The 18,512-nt window shown below is 69.7% G+C and carries 17 protein-coding genes and 1 pseudogene; 6 read left to right on the top strand and 12 right to left on the bottom strand.

Going from position 1 to position 18,512, the window contains the following annotated elements; translation table 11 throughout:
• Positions 1 to 55: 55 nt before the first annotated feature.
• The 3 genes from clpA to AC3IF3_RS04445 all read right to left on the bottom strand — a co-directional run bounded on the left by clpA (position 56) and on the right by AC3IF3_RS04445 (position 3,429).
• Positions 56 to 2,542: an ATP-dependent Clp protease ATP-binding subunit ClpA gene (gene clpA, locus AC3IF3_RS04435; RefSeq protein ID WP_243972275.1), complete on the bottom strand. Its 2,487-nt coding sequence runs from the start codon at positions 2,540 to 2,542 to the stop codon at positions 56 to 58.
• 37 nt (positions 2,543 to 2,579) lie between these two features.
• A complete protein-coding gene (gene clpS, locus AC3IF3_RS04440) occupies positions 2,580 to 2,981 on the bottom strand; it encodes an ATP-dependent Clp protease adapter ClpS (protein WP_243972276.1) in 402 nt (133 codons plus the stop codon).
• 190 nt (positions 2,982 to 3,171) lie between these two features.
• Positions 3,172 to 3,429, bottom strand: a complete 258-nt coding sequence (locus tag AC3IF3_RS04445) for a phasin family protein (protein ID WP_489227468.1) — start codon at positions 3,427 to 3,429, stop codon at positions 3,172 to 3,174.
• Positions 3,430 to 3,825: 396 nt separating this feature from the next.
• Between AC3IF3_RS04445 and AC3IF3_RS04450 the strand changes: the two genes are divergently transcribed.
• Positions 3,826 to 5,304, top strand: coding sequence for a serine hydrolase (locus AC3IF3_RS04450; protein ID WP_243972280.1), 1,479 nt, complete (start codon positions 3,826 to 3,828; stop codon positions 5,302 to 5,304).
• Positions 5,305 to 5,406: 102 nt separating this feature from the next.
• Here AC3IF3_RS04450 and AC3IF3_RS04455 read toward each other — a convergent pair whose 3' ends face one another.
• The 3 genes and pseudogenes from AC3IF3_RS04455 to AC3IF3_RS04465 form a co-directional block, all read right to left on the bottom strand.
• Positions 5,407 to 6,186 carry a DnaJ domain-containing protein gene (locus tag AC3IF3_RS04455; RefSeq protein ID WP_489227469.1) on the bottom strand — a complete coding sequence of 260 codons (780 nt, stop codon included), beginning with the start codon at positions 6,184 to 6,186 and terminating at the stop codon, positions 5,407 to 5,409.
• 2 nt (positions 6,187 to 6,188) lie between these two features.
• The gene (locus AC3IF3_RS04460) at positions 6,189 to 6,440 is read right to left on the bottom strand and encodes a hypothetical protein (protein ID WP_243972284.1); all 252 of its coding nucleotides are present in this window, start codon (positions 6,438 to 6,440) and stop codon (positions 6,189 to 6,191) included.
• Positions 6,437 to 7,571, bottom strand: a pseudogene (locus tag AC3IF3_RS04465) (S1C family serine protease). Before AC3IF3_RS04465 ends, AC3IF3_RS04460 begins: the two are co-directional and overlap by 4 nt.
• A gap of 414 nt (positions 7,572 to 7,985) precedes the next feature.
• Here AC3IF3_RS04465 and AC3IF3_RS04470 point away from each other — a divergent pair.
• Positions 7,986 to 8,201 (top strand): hypothetical protein, encoded by a 216-nt coding sequence (locus tag AC3IF3_RS04470; RefSeq protein WP_243972289.1) that lies wholly within the window; start codon positions 7,986 to 7,988, stop codon positions 8,199 to 8,201.
• A 92-nt stretch (positions 8,202 to 8,293) separates the two neighbouring features.
• On the opposite strand, the gene AC3IF3_RS04475 is transcribed toward AC3IF3_RS04470, so the two are convergent.
• The 3 genes from AC3IF3_RS04475 to egtB are packed head-to-tail and all read right to left on the bottom strand — an operon-like array spanning position 8,294 to position 11,621.
• Positions 8,294 to 9,343 carry an adenylate/guanylate cyclase domain-containing protein gene (locus tag AC3IF3_RS04475; protein ID WP_489227471.1) on the bottom strand — a complete coding sequence of 350 codons (1,050 nt, stop codon included), beginning with the start codon at positions 9,341 to 9,343 and terminating at the stop codon, positions 8,294 to 8,296.
• Between the two features lie 31 nt (positions 9,344 to 9,374).
• On the bottom strand, positions 9,375 to 10,334 hold the full coding sequence (gene egtD / locus AC3IF3_RS04480; RefSeq protein WP_489227473.1) for an L-histidine N(alpha)-methyltransferase: 960 nt from the start codon (positions 10,332 to 10,334) through the stop codon (positions 9,375 to 9,377).
• 18 nt (positions 10,335 to 10,352) lie between these two features.
• The gene (egtB, locus tag AC3IF3_RS04485; RefSeq protein ID WP_489227475.1) at positions 10,353 to 11,621 is read right to left on the bottom strand and encodes an ergothioneine biosynthesis protein EgtB; all 1,269 of its coding nucleotides are present in this window, start codon (positions 11,619 to 11,621) and stop codon (positions 10,353 to 10,355) included.
• A 262-nt stretch (positions 11,622 to 11,883) separates the two neighbouring features.
• On the opposite strand from egtB, the gene murI reads away from it, so the two are divergent.
• Together murI and AC3IF3_RS04495 are read left to right on the top strand one after the other, a co-directional pair.
• Positions 11,884 to 12,759, top strand: a complete 876-nt coding sequence (gene murI, locus AC3IF3_RS04490) for a glutamate racemase (RefSeq protein WP_489227477.1) — start codon at positions 11,884 to 11,886, stop codon at positions 12,757 to 12,759.
• Between the two features lie 125 nt (positions 12,760 to 12,884).
• Positions 12,885 to 13,595 (top strand): cache domain-containing protein, encoded by a 711-nt coding sequence (locus tag AC3IF3_RS04495; RefSeq protein WP_489227479.1) that lies wholly within the window; start codon positions 12,885 to 12,887, stop codon positions 13,593 to 13,595.
• Between the two features lie 23 nt (positions 13,596 to 13,618).
• Here AC3IF3_RS04495 and AC3IF3_RS04500 read toward each other — a convergent pair whose 3' ends face one another.
• Together AC3IF3_RS04500 and AC3IF3_RS04505 are read right to left on the bottom strand one after the other, a co-directional pair.
• Complete coding sequence (locus AC3IF3_RS04500; RefSeq protein ID WP_489219880.1) at positions 13,619 to 13,795, bottom strand: hypothetical protein; 177 nt, start codon at positions 13,793 to 13,795, stop codon at positions 13,619 to 13,621.
• 345 nt (positions 13,796 to 14,140) lie between these two features.
• On the bottom strand, positions 14,141 to 15,796 hold the full coding sequence (locus tag AC3IF3_RS04505; RefSeq protein ID WP_489227481.1) for a porin: 1,656 nt from the start codon (positions 15,794 to 15,796) through the stop codon (positions 14,141 to 14,143).
• A gap of 653 nt (positions 15,797 to 16,449) precedes the next feature.
• Here AC3IF3_RS04505 and AC3IF3_RS04510 point away from each other — a divergent pair.
• Both AC3IF3_RS04510 and AC3IF3_RS04515 read left to right on the top strand, forming a co-directional pair.
• Complete coding sequence (locus tag AC3IF3_RS04510) at positions 16,450 to 16,659, top strand: hypothetical protein (protein ID WP_243969797.1); 210 nt, start codon at positions 16,450 to 16,452, stop codon at positions 16,657 to 16,659.
• Between the two features lie 128 nt (positions 16,660 to 16,787).
• Positions 16,788 to 17,864, top strand: a complete 1,077-nt coding sequence (locus AC3IF3_RS04515) for a tartrate dehydrogenase (protein ID WP_489227483.1) — start codon at positions 16,788 to 16,790, stop codon at positions 17,862 to 17,864.
• A 120-nt stretch (positions 17,865 to 17,984) separates the two neighbouring features.
• On the opposite strand, the gene AC3IF3_RS04520 is transcribed toward AC3IF3_RS04515, so the two are convergent.
• Entirely contained in the window at positions 17,985 to 18,503 is a 519-nt protein-coding gene (locus AC3IF3_RS04520; protein WP_489227484.1) for a MarR family winged helix-turn-helix transcriptional regulator, read from the bottom strand.
• Positions 18,504 to 18,512 lie beyond the last annotated feature (9 nt).

Consider the following 18,512-nt stretch of genomic DNA (forward strand, 5'->3'; position numbering starts at 1 on the left):
CGGTCATAGACCGGCAGCCCCTAGTCCGGAAGGCCACCGGCCGGCCTGTGCATCATTAGGCACGCACGAGTGGCACCTTCGGCACGGTCCGGACGCCGCCGCCCGATCCGCCACCACCGCCCTTGTCATCTTTTGGCGTTTTCTTCCGCGCCGCGGCGCGCGGCTTGACCCGCTTGTGGCGCTTGGCGGCGTTGGTGACGTCCTTCTCGGGCTTCGGCGTCACCGGACCGGCCGGGAAGTCGAAGGCCAGCTTGTCCTTGGCGCCGGCCTTCGCCTCCTCGTCCTCGGGCTTGCGCACCACCACCCGGACGGCGCCGCCATCCTTGAGCTTGCCGAACAGCACCTCATCGGCCAGCGGCGTCTTGATGGTCGATTGGATCAGTCGCGCCATCGGGCGTGCGCCCATGGCATCGTCGTAGCCGTGCTCGACCAACCACTCGCGGGCCTCGTCCGAGAGCTCGATCGTGACGTTGCGGTCCGCGAGCTGGGCCTCGAGCTGGAGGACGAACTTGTCCACCACCTTCGCCACCACCTCCTTCGGCAGGTGGCCGAACGAGATGATCGCGTCGAGCCGGTTGCGGAATTCCGGGGCGAACAGCTTGTTGATCGCCTCGACGTCGTCACCCGTGCGCTTGGTCTGGGTGAAGCCGTAGGCCGACTTCGCCAGGTCCGAGGCGCCCGCGTTGGTCGTCATGATGATGATGACGTTGCGGAAATCGACCTGCTTGCCGTTGTGGTCGGTCAGCTTGCCGTGGTCCATCACCTGCAGAAGGATGTTGAACAGGTCCGGATGCGCCTTCTCGATCTCGTCGAGCAGGAGCACGCAGTGCGGGTGCTGATCGATCCCGTCGGTCAGCAAACCGCCCTGGTCGAAGCCGACATAGCCGGGGGGCGCGCCGATCAGGCGGCTGACCGTGTGGCGCTCCATGTATTCCGACATGTCGAAGCGCAGCATCTCGACGCCGAGGGAGGAGGCGAGCTGCTTCGCGGCCTCGGTCTTGCCGACGCCGGTCGGACCCGCGAACAGGTACGAGCCGATCGGCTTGTCCGGGTCGCGCAGGCCGGCCCGGGCGAGCTTGATCGCCGAGGTCAGGGCCTCGATGGCGTTCGGCTGACCGTAGACCACCCGCTTCAGGTTCTCGGTCAGGTGCTGGAGCACCACCGCATCGTCCTTCGAGACGGTCTTCGGCGGGATCCGGGCCATCGTGGCGATGGTCGCCTCGATCTCCTTGATGCCGATGGTGCGCTTGCGGCGCGCCTCCGGCACCAGCATCTGCGAGGCGCCGGTCTCGTCGATCACGTCGATCGCCTTGTCGGGCAGCTTGCGGTCGTTGATGTAGCGGGCCGACAGCTCCACCGCGGCCTTCACGGCCTCGGTCGTGTACTTGAGCTTGTGGAACTCCTCGAAGTACGGGCGCAGGCCCTTCACGATCTCGATCGTGTCCGGGATCGACGGCTCGTTGACGTCGATCTTCTGGAACCGGCGGACCAGGGCGCGGTCCTTCTCGAAGTACTGGCGGTACTCCTTGTAGGTGGTCGAGCCGATGCAGCGCAGCGTCCCGGAAGCCAAGGCGGGCTTGAGAAGGTTCGACGCGTCCATGGCGCCGCCCGAGGTCGCACCGGCGCCGATCACTGTGTGGATCTCGTCGATGAACATGATGGCGTTCGGGTGCGCCTCGATCTCCTTCATCACCTGCTTGAGGCGCTCCTCGAAGTCGCCCCGGTAGCGGGTGCCGGCGAGCAGCGTGCCCATGTCGAGGGAGAAGACGGTGGCGTCGGCCAGGACCTCCGGCACCTCGTGCTGGATGATCTTCCGGGCCAGCCCCTCCGCGATCGCGGTCTTGCCGACGCCGGGGTCGCCCACCAGAAGCGGGTTGTTCTTCTGCCGGCGGCACAGGACCTGGATCGTCCGCTGGACCTCGGTCTCGCGGCCGATGAGCGGATCGATCTTGCCGTCCCGGGCCTTCTTGTTGAGGTTGACGCAGTAGGCGTCCAGCGCATCGCCCTTCTTCTTGGCGCCGCGGGGATCACCCTCGTCGCTCGGACGCTCGGCGGCGCCCTCCTCCTCGGCGCCCCGCACCGGCTTCGACTCGGAGGCGCCGGGGCGCTTGGCGATGCCATGGCTGATGTAATTGACCGCGTCGTAGCGGGTCATGTCCTGCTCCTGCAGGAAGTAGGCGGCGTGGCTCTCGCGCTCGGCGAAGATCGCCACCAGCACGTTCGCCCCCGTCACCTCCTCGCGACCGGAGGATTGGACATGGATCACCGCGCGCTGGATCACGCGCTGGAACCCGGCCGTGGGCTTGGCGTCCTGCCGTCCGTCCCCGGTCAGATTGGACAGTTCCGTGTCGACGTAATCGACCAAGCTGCGCTTGAGCGTCTCGACCTCGACGTTGCAGGCGCGCATGACCGCGGCCGCGTCCTGATCGTCCACGAGGGCGAGCAGGAGATGCTCCAGCGTCGCGTATTCGTGCCGTCGCTCCCCCGCGAGCGCCAGGGCGCGGTGGAGGGCTTGTTCTAGGCTGCGTGAGAAGCTTGGCAAAGCTGGCCTCTGTCTGGGTGCCTACCGCGAGCGGCGCCTATTTCTTTTCCATAACGCACTGGAGAGGATGTTGGTGTTTGCGCGCGAAGTCCATGACCTGCGTCACCTTGGTCTCGGCGACCTCGTAGGTAAAGACTCCGCACTCGCCGACCCCGTTCTGATGCACGTGCATCATGATGTGGTAGGCGTCCTCGTGGCTCTTGTTGAAGAACCGCTCGACCACCAGCACGACGAACTCCATCGGCGTGTAGTCGTCGTTCAGGAGCAGGACCCGATAGAGGCTCGGGCGCTTGGTCCGAGGCTTCGTGCGGGTGATGATCGCGGTGTTGGACCGGTCATCGCCGCCCGGCGCGCGCGAACCGGATGCCAGGGCCGCGCCGCGCGCCGGCCTGTGAGCCCTCGTCGAACCTGCGGTGCCCTGTGGGGGGACCTGTGTCATGTGCGTCGAACCGATCCCTCGTTCGGAGCGGGCGTCGCCGGCCCCGAGGGCCACGTCTGTCCTGGCCCTGCCGGGAGCAGCGCTCAGCTCCACGGGGGTCAATCTACAGACGGTGAGCCGACTTCGCCAGACGCCTGTGCGCACTTGTCCGCCCCGCTGCGCTTGTCTCGGGCGCACGGACCCAGACCCGCTAACGCGCGCGGCCGGGACGTGGCGCCGTTGGCGGCCTCAGGAGGTCGGTGGTCAGGGCCGAGACGAGATCGGCGGCCACCGTGGTCCGCGCCACGAGGCGCGCGCCGGCCCGTTGCAGATACGCGCTCTGGACCGACAGGACTTCCGCCGGACCACGCGCGGTCGCGAGCTTGCCCAGCGTCGCCTTGAGATCATCGAGGCCCTGCCGGGCGGAATCCGCCCATTCGATCCCGACGCTCTGGGCGGTTCGGCTCACCGCTCCGAACCGCCGCAGCGGGGTGCCGAAGCCGGGCGGGACCGGAAACGAAGGATGAGGGTTGCGAGTCTGCATGGCCGATCTCCGGGCCGCCGCCGGCCGGCCCCGAGTGACCGGCACGAAGGGCGGCATCGATCCGAAACGGACTGTGTGCGCCGCAAGGACAACCGTCAAGCTGGACGATGGCGGCCCAGCGCGCCGACCCGGGATCCCCGGGATCAGGCCCCGTAACCGATAGAAGAAACGACACGATCGCGACCTCGCGCCGATCGCATTAACGGGCCTGTAACTGCGCTTGCCTAACTCTTCGATGATGCAGCGGGGCCACGCGACCGGCGCCGCTCCGCACAGGGGACATGACCGGCCCGTGCCGGTCTCGCGAGGCAATCAGGCGTGATGCGTAGCGTAGTAGGCGGCTCCCGGACGATTCCCGCGCTGCCGGCCGCGATCCTGGCCGCCGCGGTCCTGACGACCTTGGCCAGCCCGGCGGATGCACGGCGCGGGCGCCACCACCATCACCACGCGAGCGGCGGCGGAGGCTACAATCCCCCCTACGCGGCCATGGTGGTGGACGTGAAGAGCGGGAAGACCCTGCACGCGGTCAACGAGGACGCGCTGCGCCATCCCGCCTCGATCACCAAGGTCATGACCCTCTATCTGCTGTTCGAGCAGATGGAGCGCGGCAAGTTCGCCCTCGATTCCGAGCTGTCCATCTCGGCCCATGCCGCCGCCCAGGCGCCCTCGAAGCTCGGCCTGCGCCCCGGCCAAACGATCGCGGTCGAGGACGCGATCAAGGCGATCGTCACCAAGTCGGCCAACGACGTGGCCTGCGCGATCGGCGAGAACATCGCCGGCTCCGAGGAGCGCTTCGCCCAGATGATGACCGCCAAGGCGCACGCCCTCGGCATGAGCCGGACGCATTACGCCAACGCGTCGGGCCTGCCCGATCCCGACCAGCTGACCACCGCCCGCGACCTGACGGTGCTCGCCCGGGCAATCCAAGACCGGTTCCCGCATTATTACCGCTACTTCCAGACCCGGTCCTTCGCGTTCCGCGGCCGGGTGATCGGCAACCACAACCACCTGCTGGGCAACGTCGAGGGCGTCGACGGGATCAAAACCGGCTACACCCGCGATTCCGGCTTCAACCTGATGACCGCGGCCAAGTCGGAGGGCCGCCAGATCGTGGCGATCGTGCTCGGCGGCAAGTCCGGCGGGAGCCGCGACCGGATCATGGCCGATCTCGTCCGCGGCAGCCTGCCGCGGGCCTATGCCGGCGCCCGGATCGCGCCTCCGGTGACCGAGGTCGCCGAGCGCGCCCGCCCGGCCGTGGTCGCCGACGCGGTATCGCGGACCCGCACGCAGGTCGCCGACGCGGACGACGGGGATGTCGAGACCACGGGCACCACCGGCGAGCCCCTCGACCTCGCCCCCCGGGCCGCGGCGACGACGACGCCGGGCGGAACCTGGAAGCCCGGCCCCCAGGGGATCCCGAAGGCGGCCCAGGCCTATGCCGGCGCGAGCAGCGCCCAGGCCCCCTTCCCCGGCACGGCCAAGGTGGTGGCGCGGGTCGCCTCGATGGAGCGCGACGAGCCACCGAAGGCGGTCTCCGGAGCCCGCGTCGTGCCGACCGCCTGGGTGATCCAGCTCGGCGCCATGGACGACGAGACCAAGGCCCGCTCGATGCTCTCGGAGGCGCGCGCCAAGGTCGGCGGCAGCCTGTCGAAGGCGGCCCCCTATACGGTGAAGGTCGAGCACGGCGGCACCACTTTGTTCCGCGCCCGCTTCTCGGGTTTCGCCGAGCAGGATTCCGCCCAGGACGCCTGCACGGCCCTGAAGCGCAGCGGCTTCAGCTGCTTCGCGACCCGGAGCTAAACGACTAGGACCCGCCGGCGCGCCCGCGCGCCGGCTCGGCACGCCGCGGCGCTGTTCGCCCGCGGCCGAGACCCTCTCGTCCCCTGACAACGCGCGTGGAGTTCAGCGATGTCGGTTCAGAAGCCTGTCCCGGGCGGCGTTGACGCGCGCCGCCCCCTCGGCACTGCCCCCCTGGTCGGGATGGGCGCGCTTCATCAGAGACCGGTGGGCCGACCGGATCTGCTCAGCGGTCGCCCCGCGCTGAAGCCCCAGGATCTGGTACGCCTCCTCCTCCGTCATCGCCCCTGGGTTCGGCGGGCGGCGCGGCCGCGGGTCACGATCGCCCTCAGCGTCTACACGCCAGCCGGGCGCCCGGCGGTCGAGATACGGCTCTAGCAGGGCGGCGCCGGCCGGGTCGCGCTGGCGGCAGGCCCGCAGCAGCGCGATCAAGGCCGCGCCCGACATGGTGTCGAGCCAGGCGCCGGCATCGGGCCCGGCGATCACGCGACCGGTGCGGAGGCCGCCGTCCGGACGCAACTGCGCCTCGATCAGCGTCGTGCGGTAGAGGCGGTCCGGGATATCGCCAGATTGCCGGGGCGTGCGGGGCGTTCGCCCTGCGACCGGCCGGATCAGGCGCCGCAGTCGCGCGGTCATCGACTCCTGGCCCTCGATCATCCAGACGCCGCTCAGCCCGAGGAGCGCCGCCAGGACGAGGTTGCCGTGCAGGAGGAGGAACCCGCCCGCCAGGAGCGCCAGGGCGCCGAGCATCCGCGTCTGGGATCCGCCGGTCGCCGCGCCGAGACCCTGGCCGAGGGCGCGCTTCAGGCGCGGACCCAGTCCACGACTGGTCTTGGACAGCCACCACAGCGTCAGGCAGGCGAGCAGACCGGCGAGCAGCGCCATCCTCAGCGCCGCACGCCATACTCGGCCGAGGCCCGGCCGCCGACCTGAACCGTCGTCCCGTTGCCCAGGTCGTAGAACCCGTCCCGGCGCGGAACCGGGTGGCGGGCACCGGGCGTGCAGCCGGGCTGCGGCGGCAGCCGGACGCCCTCGGGCAGATCCTCCGGGCAGAGGCGGGAGCGGCTGGGCTGCTCGGCGGCCTGCGCAGCACCGACCCCGAGCAGGACGAGGAGCGTCAGGCGGGACAGGGACCTCATTGGCGGTTCTCCGCGACGTCGGCGGTGGTGATCCGGACCTGTCGGACCCGGCCTCCGCGTTCGACCTTCAAGGTCAGGGCCGCGCCGAGCCCGGCCTCCTCGATGGCCGCCGTGAGGTCGGCCAGGCGGTGGACGGGGCGGTCGTTGGCCTCGACGATCACGTCGCCGAGATCGCCGGTCCGCGCGTCGACGCCGCGCAGGCCGGCCTGCACGGCCGGCGACCCGGCCAGGACCCGCACGATCACGACCCCGTCGATCCCGAGCCGCGCCGTGGCGGCCTCCTGGGCGGCGATGATGCCGATGCCGGGATTGCGTACCCGCCCGACCTTGATCAGTTCCGGGACGATCCGGTTCACCACGTCCACGGGGATCGCGAAGCCGATGCCCGCGCTCGCCCCGGAGGGTGATACGATGGCGGTGTTGACGCCGATCAGCCGGCCCGCGGAATCCAGCAGCGGGCCCGGAATTTCCGGGGTTGATCGCCGCGTCGGTCTGGATGACGCCGGACACCTCCCGGCCCTCGCTCGTCGGCATCCGCCGCCGCAGGGCGCTGATCACGCCGGTGGTCAGCGTATGGTCGAGGCCGAACGGGTTGCCGATGGCGAAGGTCGACTGGCCGACCTTGAGATCCGTCGAGGTGCCGATCGCCAGCGGCGGCGGCGTATGGGTCACACGCCCCAGCCGCAGCACCGCCAGATCGTAGGACGGCGCCAGCCCGACGAGGCTCGCCGACACCACCGCGCCGTCGCTCAGCCGCACCGAGACGGAGCCACCGCTCTGCGCGGCGTTCTGCACGACATGGGTGTTCGTGACGATGTGGCCGGCGCCGTCCCAGACGAAGCCGGTCCCGGTCTGCGTGCCGCCGCCCTGCTGCTCGCCGCCATCCTCATCAAGGTCGAGCAGGTCGCGATTCTGGGTGGCGCCCTGCGCGAAGACGTGGACCACCGACGGGCTCGCCTGCTCGAACAAGCGGATCGTCGCCTGTTCGGACTGGGCGAGATCGCCGCGGGCCGTCACCGCCCGGGGCGCGTCCGCGGAATAGAGCAGCGGCTGCAGGTAGGGCTGGACCACGTAGAGGGCCAGCAGGACCAGGACCGCGGCGAGCACGATGCGCACGGTACGATCCGGCACGGATGTCTCCGGGAGTGGGTCGAGGGAATGCCCCGGCGGGCGCGGGTCTTAAGTGCGCGTTCAGGATCAGGGCGTCAACACGGGAGCGGTCGGCCGCCGCCGCGCCCCGAACCTGTTGTGGGACACGTCGGCGGCCGGCGCATAGCGGCTAACGGAATGGTCATCATTCGATAGTCACAATTCTCGCAAGACCACGGCAGCCCATACGCGCTCAATACGGATATGGAAAACGGGACCGTTCCGTCCATCGTGCTTCCGCGCGGGACGATGGTTTCGGAAACCGCCCGAATTGATCGCAAAGCCGCCGCAGAGATGCTTGCTTTGACGCTCAGACCGGCGATCCCCGCTGTTCCCTGGCTCCGGCCGACGGCGGTGATCTGAACGGTCCCATACGGTTCGGAAGGACGAGTACCCATGGAAACCGAAGCTCTGGAACGGCCCGCGGATCTGACGATCTGGCGCACGGCCCCGGCCAGCACTCCACTGGCGCAACCCGAGCGGTTCGACACCCTGCGCGAGGCGATCAGAGCCGCCGCCGGCGCCCTGGCCGATCCGGCCAAGCAGCCCTGGATCATCACCGAGGAGGGCGAGATCCTGTCGCCGAACTGGATCCGCACCTACCTGAACTGACACCCGTTCGACGTGAAGACCGGGGATATCGGGGATGGCGGCGCGTGCCCCGCCCCGGCACTGCCGGCGGCACCGGGGCGCAAGCCTCGCGGTCATCCCGGCAAGGCACGGCTCGGCGCCGTCGTCTCGGGGCGTTGCCGGATCGCCGCCACCGCCAGGGGCGCCGCGCGTCCCCGCAGGGTGTGGGCGCCGAGATCCTCGGCCACGAGATCGCCGGGTAGCGGGCCGAGCCGGTCGAGGAGATCGGCCGAGATCAGCACGTGGACGTCCAGCGTCTTGGACAGGGCCTCGAGCCGGGCGGTGGTGTTCACCGCGTCGCCGAAATACGCGATCTTGTGTCGCTCCAGCCCGATCTCGGCGGTGACCACCGGACCGCAATGCAGCGCCGCCCGGAATTCCGGCACCTGTCCGAAGCGGTTCCGCCACGCCTCGGACTCGGCCGTGAGGCGGGCCGCGAAGTCGAACACGCAGCGCAGGCAGGCGGCGTCGCGCAGGCCGCGCTCCATCGTCCAGGTCACGAGCGCCAGATCGCCGATGTAATCGTCGATGGAGCCGCGGGCCTGCGAGACCGGCAGCGCCAAGGCGTTGAACACCTGCCCGAGAAAGGCCTGGGCCGCGTGGTCGCCGTGGCGGTCGGCGAAGCGCGTCGAGCCGGTCACGTCGAGGAACAGGAAGATCCGCTCCTCGCTGATCGGCCGGTGATAGCGGCCGATCAACAGATTGGCGAAGACCTCCGGTCCGATCAGGTCGCGGACCCGGAACACGAAGACCGCGACAGCCGAGATGGCGAGCGCATAGAGAAGTCCGGTATCGGACATGAGCATCGCGTTCCGCTCGCTGGACATGAAGCGGAACAGGCGGTTCAGGACCGTGCTGGCCACGGCGTTCCCGCCGACGATCATGGCGATGTAGAGCGACACGGTGGCCAGCAGGAATAGCGGCGTGGCGAGGCCCCGGATCCGCTCCCGCAGTGCCGGCAGGAGGAGCCGCCGCTCGTAGAGCATGATCGGCGTGCCGATGATCGCCCCCCGGATCGCCGCGCCGGTCAGCGCGCCGACCTGGAAGATCGCGCCGTAGAGCAGCCCGGCCAGGGCGCCGAGCGCGGGGGCGACGAGGAAGAACCAGGGCCAGCGGAACCGCATCGGTGCGCCCGGGCCGCGGCGCGCCCCGCCCTCAATCCAACCGCAGGGCGTGGACCGAGAACAGGTTCTGCGGGTCGGTCCAGACCTTGATCCACGTCCAGCCGGCGCGCTCAGCGAGCGCCCGGAAGGTCTCGCGCGTGTATTTGTAGCTGCTCTCGGTATGGATCGTCTCGCCGGCCGCGAAAGCAAAGGTGTCGGAGCCCACCGCCACGTCCTGCGCGTTCCGGGCGACCAGATGCATCTCGATCCGCGAGGCCTGCGGGTTGAACACAGCCCGGTGGGCGAAGGCGTCGAGGTCGAAACGGCCCGCGAGTTCGCGATTGATCCGGGTCAGGAGGTTGAGATTGAACGCCGCGGTGACCCCCTCGGCGTCGTCATAGGCGCTCTCCAGGGTGGCCGTGTCCTTCACCAGGTCGACGCCCACGATCATGTGGGCCCCCGCCCCCAGGATCCGCCCGAAGCGGCGCAGCAAGGCCTCCGCCTCCTCCGGCTCGAAATTGCCGATGGTCGAGCCCGGGAAGAAGCCGGCCCGGGGCAGACCGGCGAGGCTCTCGGGAAGGTCGATGTCGCGGGTGAAGTCGGCTACCACCGGTTCGACCCGGAGATGCGGGAAATCGCCGCTCAGGGCCTCGGCCTGGGCCTGGACGAACTCCCCGGAGATCTCCACGGGCACGTAGGCGGCCAGTTTGTCGAGGTGCCGCAGAAGCCGGCGCAGCTTCAATGTCGAGCCGCTCCCGAACTCCACCAGCGCCGCCCCCGCCGGCAGCAGCGCCGCGATTTCCGGGCCGCGCCCGTCCAGGATCCCGATCTCCGTGCGGGTCGGGTAATATTCGGGGAGCCGCGTGATGTCCTCGAACAGGGCCGAGCCGGCGGTGTCGTAGAAGTATTTCGGCGACAGCGTCTTCTGCGGCCGGGACAGGCCCGCGCGCACGTCGTCGAGGAAGGCCGGCGCGACCGGCTTCGCGTCGGGGAAGGTTGGCTTGATGGTCACGGGCGGCTCCGGGGCGCGTCAGGCAACGTCGGCGAGGCGCAGGCCGGTGAATTGCCAGCGCTGATGCGGAAAGAAGAAATTGCGGTATGGCAGGCGGGCATGGCCGTCGGGCGTGGCCACCGAGGAGCCGCGCAGCACGAACTGATTGGCCATGAACTTGCCGTTGTATTCGCCGAGGGCTCCAGGCAACGGCCGGTAGCCCGGATAGGCCACGTAGGCGCTGCGGGTCCATTGCCAGACGAGGCCGAACGCGTCCGGCAGGCCACCGTCCCGGGCCGCGACCTCCCAATCGAACTCCGTGGGCAGGAACCGGCCGGCCCAGCGGGCATAGGCGTCGGCCTCGTAGTAGCTGACATGGGTGACGGGCGCGTCGAGATCCACCGGGCGCTGGCCGGCGAGCGTCATGGTCGCCCACCCCTCCCCGTCCCGCCGCCAGTAGCCGGGGGCCTCCCAGCCCTCGGCCGGACCGGCATACCAGCCGTCCGACAGCCACAATTCGGGCTTGGCGTAGCCGCCATCCTCCATGAAGGCGAGCCACTGGCGGTTGGTCACGAGCGCCCGGTCGATGCGGCCGGCCGGGATCAGCGCCTCGTGGCGGGGCGACTCGTTGTCGAACGAGAAGCCCTCCCCCGCATGCCCGATCCAAGCGATGGCCCGGTCGAGGCGGGTCTGGCCCGGCTTCGCCGCTGCGTCCGGGAAGCGCCAGTCCGGATCGTAGGCGGGGTTGAGCGGATTCTGCGCGAAGGCGTGCAGGATGTCGGTGAGGAGAAGCTCTTGGTGCTGCTGCTCGTGATAGAGCCCGATCTCCAGGATCGGCAGCAAAGCCTCCAGGGCGCGTTCGGATGCCTGACCCAGCAGGGTTTCCACGGCGCGGTCGATATGGGCCCGGTAGGCCGCGACCTCCGCCATGGTCGGGCGGGTGATCATGCCCCGCTGGATGCGCGGCTGCCGCGGACCGGCCGCCACGTAGTACGAGTTGAACAGGTAGTGCAGCCGCGCGTCGTAGATCGCGTAGCCCGGGAGGTGCTCCCGCAGCAGGAACTGCTCGAAGAACCACGTCACATGCGCCCGGTGCCACTTGGTCGGGCTGGCATCCGCCATGGACTGGACCTGCTGGTCCTCCGGGGAGAGCGGCGCGGCGCGGCGCTCGGTCTCACCCCGGACCTGCCGGAACGCGGCGATCCAGGCGGCGCGGTCGATCGGCCGGGCGGTGACGGGCGGCGGCGGGAAGGCCGCTCTCCCGGGGTCGCGCGTCTCGTCCGGGCGCAGTGCGGCCGTCGCTGCCATGACGATGGTCCCTTGTTTCGGGCCTGACCGAGAACCGTTTCCTCGGTTCCGGCTCGGCGCGCAGAAGATATGTCTTGGCCGTGTTCCGACAACCTCCGCAGGACGAGTCCGTCGTCCGGCCGTTCGCCGGGGCGTTTTCGCCGCGGCGGCGCTGTGGTTAACGCGACAGGCTGGGGATCGCGGGTCTTTCTCTCGCCGCGGTGAGAGTGCCTTAACCCTCGATGACGACGTTCGGGACGCTCGCGAGGAGTCCAGGATTCTCATGCGGATCGATCTGATGGCCGGGGCCAGCCTCTCCGCCGCGGCGCGGCGCGGTGCCGCCGAGCCGACCATCCTGGTCTTCGATTCGGGGCTCGGCGGCCTGACCGTGCTCGACGCCGTCCGCCGCGCCCGGCCGGACGCCCGCTACGTCTATGTCGGCGACGATGCCGCCTTCCCCTACGGCCGGCTCGGCGAGGCGGCCCTCGTCGCCCGGGTTCTGGCCGTCATGGAACGGCTGGTGGCGACCCACCGGCCCGACCTCGCGGTCATCGCCTGCAACACCGCCTCGACCCTGGTGCTCCCCGCCCTCCGGCAGCGCTTCACGACCCCGTTCGTCGGCGTCGTGCCGCCGATCAAGCCGGCGGCCGAGGCCACGCGCTCGGGGCTCGTCTCCCTGCTGGCCACGCCCGGGACGGTGGCCCGCTCCTACACGCGCGACCTGATCGCCACCTATGCCGGAACCTGCGCGGTGAGCCTGGTCGGCGCCCAGAATCTCGCGGCTTACGCCGAGGCCGAACTCGCGGGCACCCCCGTCGACGAGGCCGCCCTGGCGGCGGAGATCGCCCCGTGCTTCGTGACCGCGGCGGACGGCCGGCGCACCGACGTGATCTGCCTCGCCTGCACCCACTACCCCCTGCTGCTGCCGCGGCTCGAAGCCGTGGCGCCCTGGCCGGTGACCTGGATCGATCCGGCACCCGCCATCGCCCGGCGCGTCATACAGCTGATCGGTTCCGCCCCCCGGGATGCGGACCGGCACGGCGCGGCGCTCGGCGCGTTCACAGCCGGGAGCTGCCTCACCGCCCCCCTGCGCACGGCGCTGGCGGCCCGCGGGATCGGCGAGGTCACCGTCGAGGCGATCCCCCTGCCCATGCAGTAGGCCGGCGGCACGCGCGATCGTGCTGACGAACGCGTGAAGACAATCTCCAGCGCTTGCCAATCCGTCGAACGCGGTCTCTGATTGACCCGATTCGGTGAGATAAGCTGCATTCGGGGGTCGTCACGATGCTGAAAACTTTAACGCTTGCGACCCTTCTGCTGATCGGCGTGCTGCCGGCGGGTCCGGCTTTGGCCTGCGGCGACGGCGAGGCCCCGACCTCCTGCGACGATCCGAGCCCCAACGGGTTCGCCTCATGGATGCTCGGGCGCGTCGACCGGGCGCTCGCCGCCGACAAGACCCAGGCGCTGCAGGACTTCACCAACGGGGCCCGGGGCTTCCGCACCGCCGACACCTACGTGTTCTGCGTCGGGCCGGACGGCGTCATGAGCGCCCATCCCAATCCGATCCTGAACGGGCATGACGTCCGCGACCTGCACGACCGGACGGGCAACCACTTCATCCGGACGATGATGGAGAGCGCCAAGCCCGGGCAGATCGCGGTGATCCGGTATCTGTTTCCGAAGCCCGGGAGCACGATCGAGGAGCCCAAGACCACGTATTACACGAAGGCCGGCGATCAGACCTGCGCGGTCGGCGTCTACGATGCCGATGTCGCCGCGCCGGCAGTGGCGACCGCTGAGGGGCGAGTCGCCCAGCTCCGCCAGAGGCTCGACGGCGAGATCCCGACCGGCGCCCGCGCCGACTGGACCGCCTTCCTCGAGGCCCTGAACGCGCAGGAGGCAGAGAAGGCGACGGCGATCACCCAGGCCCGGCGCGATCTGACCGCCGCGGCCGGCGCCCTCACCAAGGCCGGGGGCCGACAGGGCGGCGAGTGAGAGGCGCGGGACGGGCGGGCGACCTATGGCTGTCCGGTTTGGCCTAGGACGGACCCGGTCCTGATCGGATCCGCCGAGGCGTCGGCGGGCACGACCATATGGACGAACAGCATGCCGGCGGCGACGATCAGCGCGAGCGCGACGATGCGCCAGAGTTCCAGAATCGGGCCCTGCGGCGTTTCATTCGTGCTGCTCGGCATCGCGTCCTCCTCCCGGCCTCTGCGACCCCGATCGGACACCCGGAGGATGAACGCTTCGTAAACACCGGGTCTGAGCACGCGTTCGCAGCGGCAACCAGGGGCGGCGGGGGCGGGATCGCCGCATCGCCCAGCGAGGCCGAATGCGTGCCAGCGTCAGGTCGTCGGCTCTCCGTCATGATCGTCGTCGGTGGCGATGGGCGCCAGCCGTCGCGAGGTTCCGGAGCTGCGGACGCCAAAAAAAGAGCCCGGCACGAGGCCGGGCTTCTGAGTTTTCGTGTGCACGAGGGTCGTTCGTCGGCACCGAGGCCTCTGGCCTCGATGCCGTTATCCGATCGCCAATGGGGATCAGAAGTCGCGCTGGACGCGGAACCGCACTTGCGAGACCGAGTCCTTCGTGGCGGTCGCCACGGCGAAGGTGCCGGCGTTGATGCCGGCGATGTTGGCATAGGCGGTCGGGCTCTTGTCGAGGTCGATCGCCCGGCCGCTCTTCAGGCCGATCTGGGTGTAGAAGCCCTCGACGCCGATATCGAGGTCCTTCACCGGCGACCAGATGATGCTCGCACCGGCCACGAACTGGTAGGTGTCGCGCAGCGCCTGGCTCAGCTGGTAGAACCGGGTGCCCGGCGTACCGACCGCGTTGGAGCTGAACGGGTTGCTGCCGGCCAGGCCGCTCACCAGGGTGTAGGCGGCGCCCTGGGCGAGACGGGCGCTGTTGGAGAAGCTCTGCTCGCCATAGGAGCCGAAGAACGCCGAGCGCCATTCCGGCGTCCAGTAGTGCAGGTACGAGGCGACCGCCGTGAAGCTGGTCGAGGTCTGCAGCTGGCCGGTATAGGGGTTGATCGTCGCGTCTGAGAAGTACTGGGCGAACTTCTGACCCTGGATCGTGGTGGTGCTCTGCGTGTACGAGCCGGTGTACTGCGAGTAACCGGTGTAGAGCTGCGCACCGTCGCCGTAGGCACCCTGCAGATACAGGGCGTCGCCCGGCGCGATGAACGGGGCGTTGATCTTCAGGCCGCCCTGGATCGCCCAGCCCTGAACGTTGCTGGTATGGGCCGGGGCCACGATGGTGCCGGTTCCGGTGCTGGCGGCGGTCGAGAGGTTGCCGACGTTCAGCTCGTGGGTGGCGGCGGAGAGCTGGGCCGAGCCCCAGGCCTGGTCGAGACGCAGGACGCCGACGAAGTCGGGCAGGCGCTCGCGCTCGATGCTGTCGACGTTGCCGTAGCGGGTCGGGATGCCACCGGTATAGCCGACGAAGACCGGGGTCGGCTGGTTGGTCACGCCGAAGTTCGACACGCTGCCGGAGCTGACCGTGGCGCCGACGTTGAACGGCGAGAAGATTGGGGTCCGGCGGAAGACCGGGTCTTCGATCGAGATCGTCGCCGACAGGCCGTTGCCGACCGTCGCCGTGTAGGCGAGCAGGTTGGTCGAGAACACGTCCGAACCAGCGGTGGCACCGGCGAACTCGAAGTCGTGGGCGTAGAAGTCGAAGAACGATGACGCGCGACCGGCGGTCATTCCGGCGAACTGGATGAACGCCTTGTCGACGTTGACGAATTGCGAGTCGCGGCCGAAGCTGTCGGTGCCGATGCCGGCATAGGCCTGGCCGATGCGCTGCTGGGTACCGGACTGGCCGACGCCGGAATAGCCGGTGCGGGCGCCGGCGTCCAAGCGCACGAAGGCACGCAGGGTGCCGTAGGCGGTCTGGGTGCGGGCATCGAGGTTGATGCGCATCCGGCCCTGGTAGCCCGACGTGTCGCCGGCGTTGGTGCCGGCCTGGCGGGTGTAGCTGGTCTGGTAGCCACCCTCGAACCGGGCGCGGCCCGAGACGCGCAGGCAGGTATCGGTGCCCGGGATGTAGAAGAAGCCGGCGCCGTAGGCGTTACAGACTCGGACGTACTCGACCGGCACCGCCTTCTTGACCGGCAGGTCGGCGGCGTGCGCGGCACCTACCGCCGCGAATGCGGCGGCAGACCCGAGCAGCGAGCTCTTCAAGAGCTTCATAGATATCTCCAAAGCTTCGAGACCCAATGATGCGGACGTGCCCGGTTGACCGGATCTTGCCGCGTTCCATGCGTTCGGCCCGCGTCTCGGGCGGCCGGACGATCCGGACCCGCGCTGGGCGTTGCCCGACTGCGCGATCATCATGCGCAGGCCGCCGGGTGGGAACAATACAATTTGGGTAACCGAAGCTATTGTTCGCGGCGCATGTGCTCTTTGGGCCACGAAATACCGATCCAGAAACAGTAGTAGCCGGCAAAATCTAGAAATATTTCGAAATGTATCTAGAATTTCAGGCGCGGATGCACAATCGGTGGTCTGCCTGCCGCCTTTATATCCAACGGCCCGGTTTGGGTTGGGTTCGTGAGGGCTGCCGGCGGGCGGAGCGCCCAGGTGCGACCGGCCGCGTTCGACCCGCCGCGTCCCGGTCCGCCATCCCCGCTTCCCGCGGGTCCGCTGCGGGCGCTCCTGTTCCGACGGGCGTCGGGATCCTCGGCGGGGCGGCACCGAATCGGGACGCGCGCGGCCCCGATATCCACACGCGACCCCAGCATTTTCCGGCGTGAGACCAGGAAAGCGAGAAACGGCCGCTTTCTGCCTCAATTGCCTATGGTTTGATAAGTAAAAGAGGAAAATCTTCGGCCGGGGCGTGCGCGATGTTCGAGAACTGGTTCTGGGGTGCGACGCTGGTCGCACTCATCGGCGTGGCGGCCCTGGTGGCGATCGGCGCCACCCAGGGGCCGCGCGTGGTCCGGCGGGACGTCGAACGCTCCCAGCCCGATCCGCGCCGGTCATTCGGACGCAAACGGCGTTGGCGCCGCCTCCCCGGGGCGGCGCGCCGCCCAGGCACCCTGCCGATCCGGTAAGTCGTTACATCCGCGCGCGGCTGCCCTCGCCGGACACCAGGGCAATTGCATATCAGCGACGCGGACGGTCGCCGTCGCCCGGCCGCCAGCGTGGCCCCGCGCCGCAGCCCGATCCTCGGAGATCCCTCATGAAGACCTACACCATCGCGGCCATCCCGGCGGACGGCATCGGCGTCGAGGTCATCGCCGCCGGCATCGAAGTGCTCGACGCCCTGGCCGAGAAGGCGGGCAGCTTCGCCTTCACGTTCGACCACTTCGACTGGGGCTCGGACTACTACAAGACGCACGGCGTCATGATGCCGGCCGACGGCCGCGATCGGATCCGGAACCACGACGCGATCTTCTTCGGCGCGGTGGGCGCGCCGGACGTGCCCGACCACATCACCCTCTGGGGCCTGCGGCTGGCGATCTGCCAACCGTTCGACCAGTACGCCAATGTCCGTCCGACCCGGATCCTGCCGGGCATCACCAGTCCCCTGCGCCACGTCTCGGGTCCGGAACTCGACTGGGTGATCGTGCGGGAGAACTCGGAGGGCGAGTATGCCGGCGTCGGCGGACGGGTCCATCAGGGCCATCCCAACGAGGTCGCCACCGACGTCTCGATGATGACCCGCTCGGGCGTCGACCGGATCATCCGCTACGCGTTCCATCTCGCCCGCTCCCGTCCGCGCAAGCTGCTCACCGTGGTGACGAAGTCGAACGCGCAGCGCCACGCCATGGTGATGTGGGACGAGATCGCCGCCGAGGTCGCCCGGGACTTCCCCGACGTGGCCTGGGACAAGATGCTGGTCGACGCCATGACCATGCGGATGGTGATGAAGCCCGGGACCCTCGACACCATCGTGGCGACGAACCTGCATGCCGACATCCTGTCGGACCTCGCGGCGGCGCTGGCGGGCTCGCTCGGCATCGCCCCCACGGCGAACATCAATCCCGAGCGCACCTTCCCGTCGATGTTCGAGCCGATCCACGGCTCGGCCTTCGACATCGCCGGCAAGGGCATCGCCAACCCGGTCGCGACCTTCTGGACGGCCTGCCAGATGCTGGAGCATCTCGGCGAGAAACCCGCCGCCGACCGGTTGATGCGCGCGGTCGAGCGGGTGACGGCGGACCCGACCCTGCACACCCCCGACCTCGGCGGCACCGCCACCACGCGGCAGGTCACCGACGCCGTCCTCGCGGCGATCCGCGGCGACAACACCTGACGTCGGGAGATCGATCGCGACCCATGCAGGCTTCGGCGGCCGCCGCTCCGGAGTTCTTCGAGGATCCGGTGCGGGGGGCCGCGATGGTCCCGCCCTGCGCCTCGCGCGGGCGGGACGTCCTCATGCGATGTCGGTCTGCCCCCTGCGGTGCGCGTGGCCCTCGATCACGCGGCGCAGGAGCCCGGAGAGGACGTCCTGCTCCGCCGGCGTGAGCGCCTGAACGGTTAGGGCGTGTGCCGCCCGCGCCGCCGGCTCCATCGCCCTGTGGAGCGCCGCCCCCTCGGCGGTCAGGCGACAGACCTGCGCGCGCCGATCCAGGGGCGACGGCGCCCGGCTGACCAGGCCGCGCGCCGCCAGTCGCTTGAGGGCACCGGTCGTCGTCGTCCGGTCGAGGGCGACCGCGTTCGCGAGCGTGGTCTGATCGGCCTCCTCAAGATCCTGCAGGATCGAGAGCAGGCTGTACTGCAGCGGGGTGATGCGGAATGCGGCACAGCGCTCGGCGAACAGGCTGACGTGGATCTGGTGCAGACGGCGGGCGAGGAAGCCCGGCCGCTCGACCAGTGGCCAACGCTGCGCTGCCGCGGATGCGTCCACCCCCGTTGCCCCCTCCGCGCCGCCGACGTGCAGACCCTCAACCATCGAACCGTC

The organism is Methylobacterium sp. J-118 (assembly GCF_057836565.1).

Coding starts and splice junctions, on each gene's coding strand:
- clpS (WP_243972276.1), bottom strand. CDS start 2,981: ATGACACAGGTCCCCCCACAGGGCACCGCAGGTTCGACGAGGGCTCAC.
- AC3IF3_RS04450 (WP_243972280.1), top strand. CDS start 3,826: ATGCGTAGCGTAGTAGGCGGCTCCCGGACGATTCCCGCGCTGCCGGCC.
- AC3IF3_RS04455 (WP_489227469.1), bottom strand. CDS start 6,186: ATGGCGCTGCTCGCCGGTCTGCTCGCCTGCCTGACGCTGTGGTGGCTG.
- AC3IF3_RS04460 (WP_243972284.1), bottom strand. CDS start 6,440: ATGAGGTCCCTGTCCCGCCTGACGCTCCTCGTCCTGCTCGGGGTCGGT.
- AC3IF3_RS04470 (WP_243972289.1), top strand. CDS start 7,986: ATGGAAACCGAAGCTCTGGAACGGCCCGCGGATCTGACGATCTGGCGC.
- AC3IF3_RS04475 (WP_489227471.1), bottom strand. CDS start 9,343: ATGCGGTTCCGCTGGCCCTGGTTCTTCCTCGTCGCCCCCGCGCTCGGC.
- egtB (WP_489227475.1), bottom strand. CDS start 11,621: ATGGCAGCGACGGCCGCACTGCGCCCGGACGAGACGCGCGACCCCGGG.
- murI (WP_489227477.1), top strand. CDS start 11,884: ATGCGGATCGATCTGATGGCCGGGGCCAGCCTCTCCGCCGCGGCGCGG.
- AC3IF3_RS04495 (WP_489227479.1), top strand. CDS start 12,885: ATGCTGAAAACTTTAACGCTTGCGACCCTTCTGCTGATCGGCGTGCTG.
- AC3IF3_RS04500 (WP_489219880.1), bottom strand. CDS start 13,795: ATGCCGAGCAGCACGAATGAAACGCCGCAGGGCCCGATTCTGGAACTC.
- AC3IF3_RS04505 (WP_489227481.1), bottom strand. CDS start 15,796: ATGAAGCTCTTGAAGAGCTCGCTGCTCGGGTCTGCCGCCGCATTCGCG.
- AC3IF3_RS04510 (WP_243969797.1), top strand. CDS start 16,450: ATGTTCGAGAACTGGTTCTGGGGTGCGACGCTGGTCGCACTCATCGGC.
- AC3IF3_RS04515 (WP_489227483.1), top strand. CDS start 16,788: ATGAAGACCTACACCATCGCGGCCATCCCGGCGGACGGCATCGGCGTC.
- AC3IF3_RS04520 (WP_489227484.1), bottom strand. CDS start 18,503: ATGGTTGAGGGTCTGCACGTCGGCGGCGCGGAGGGGGCAACGGGGGTG.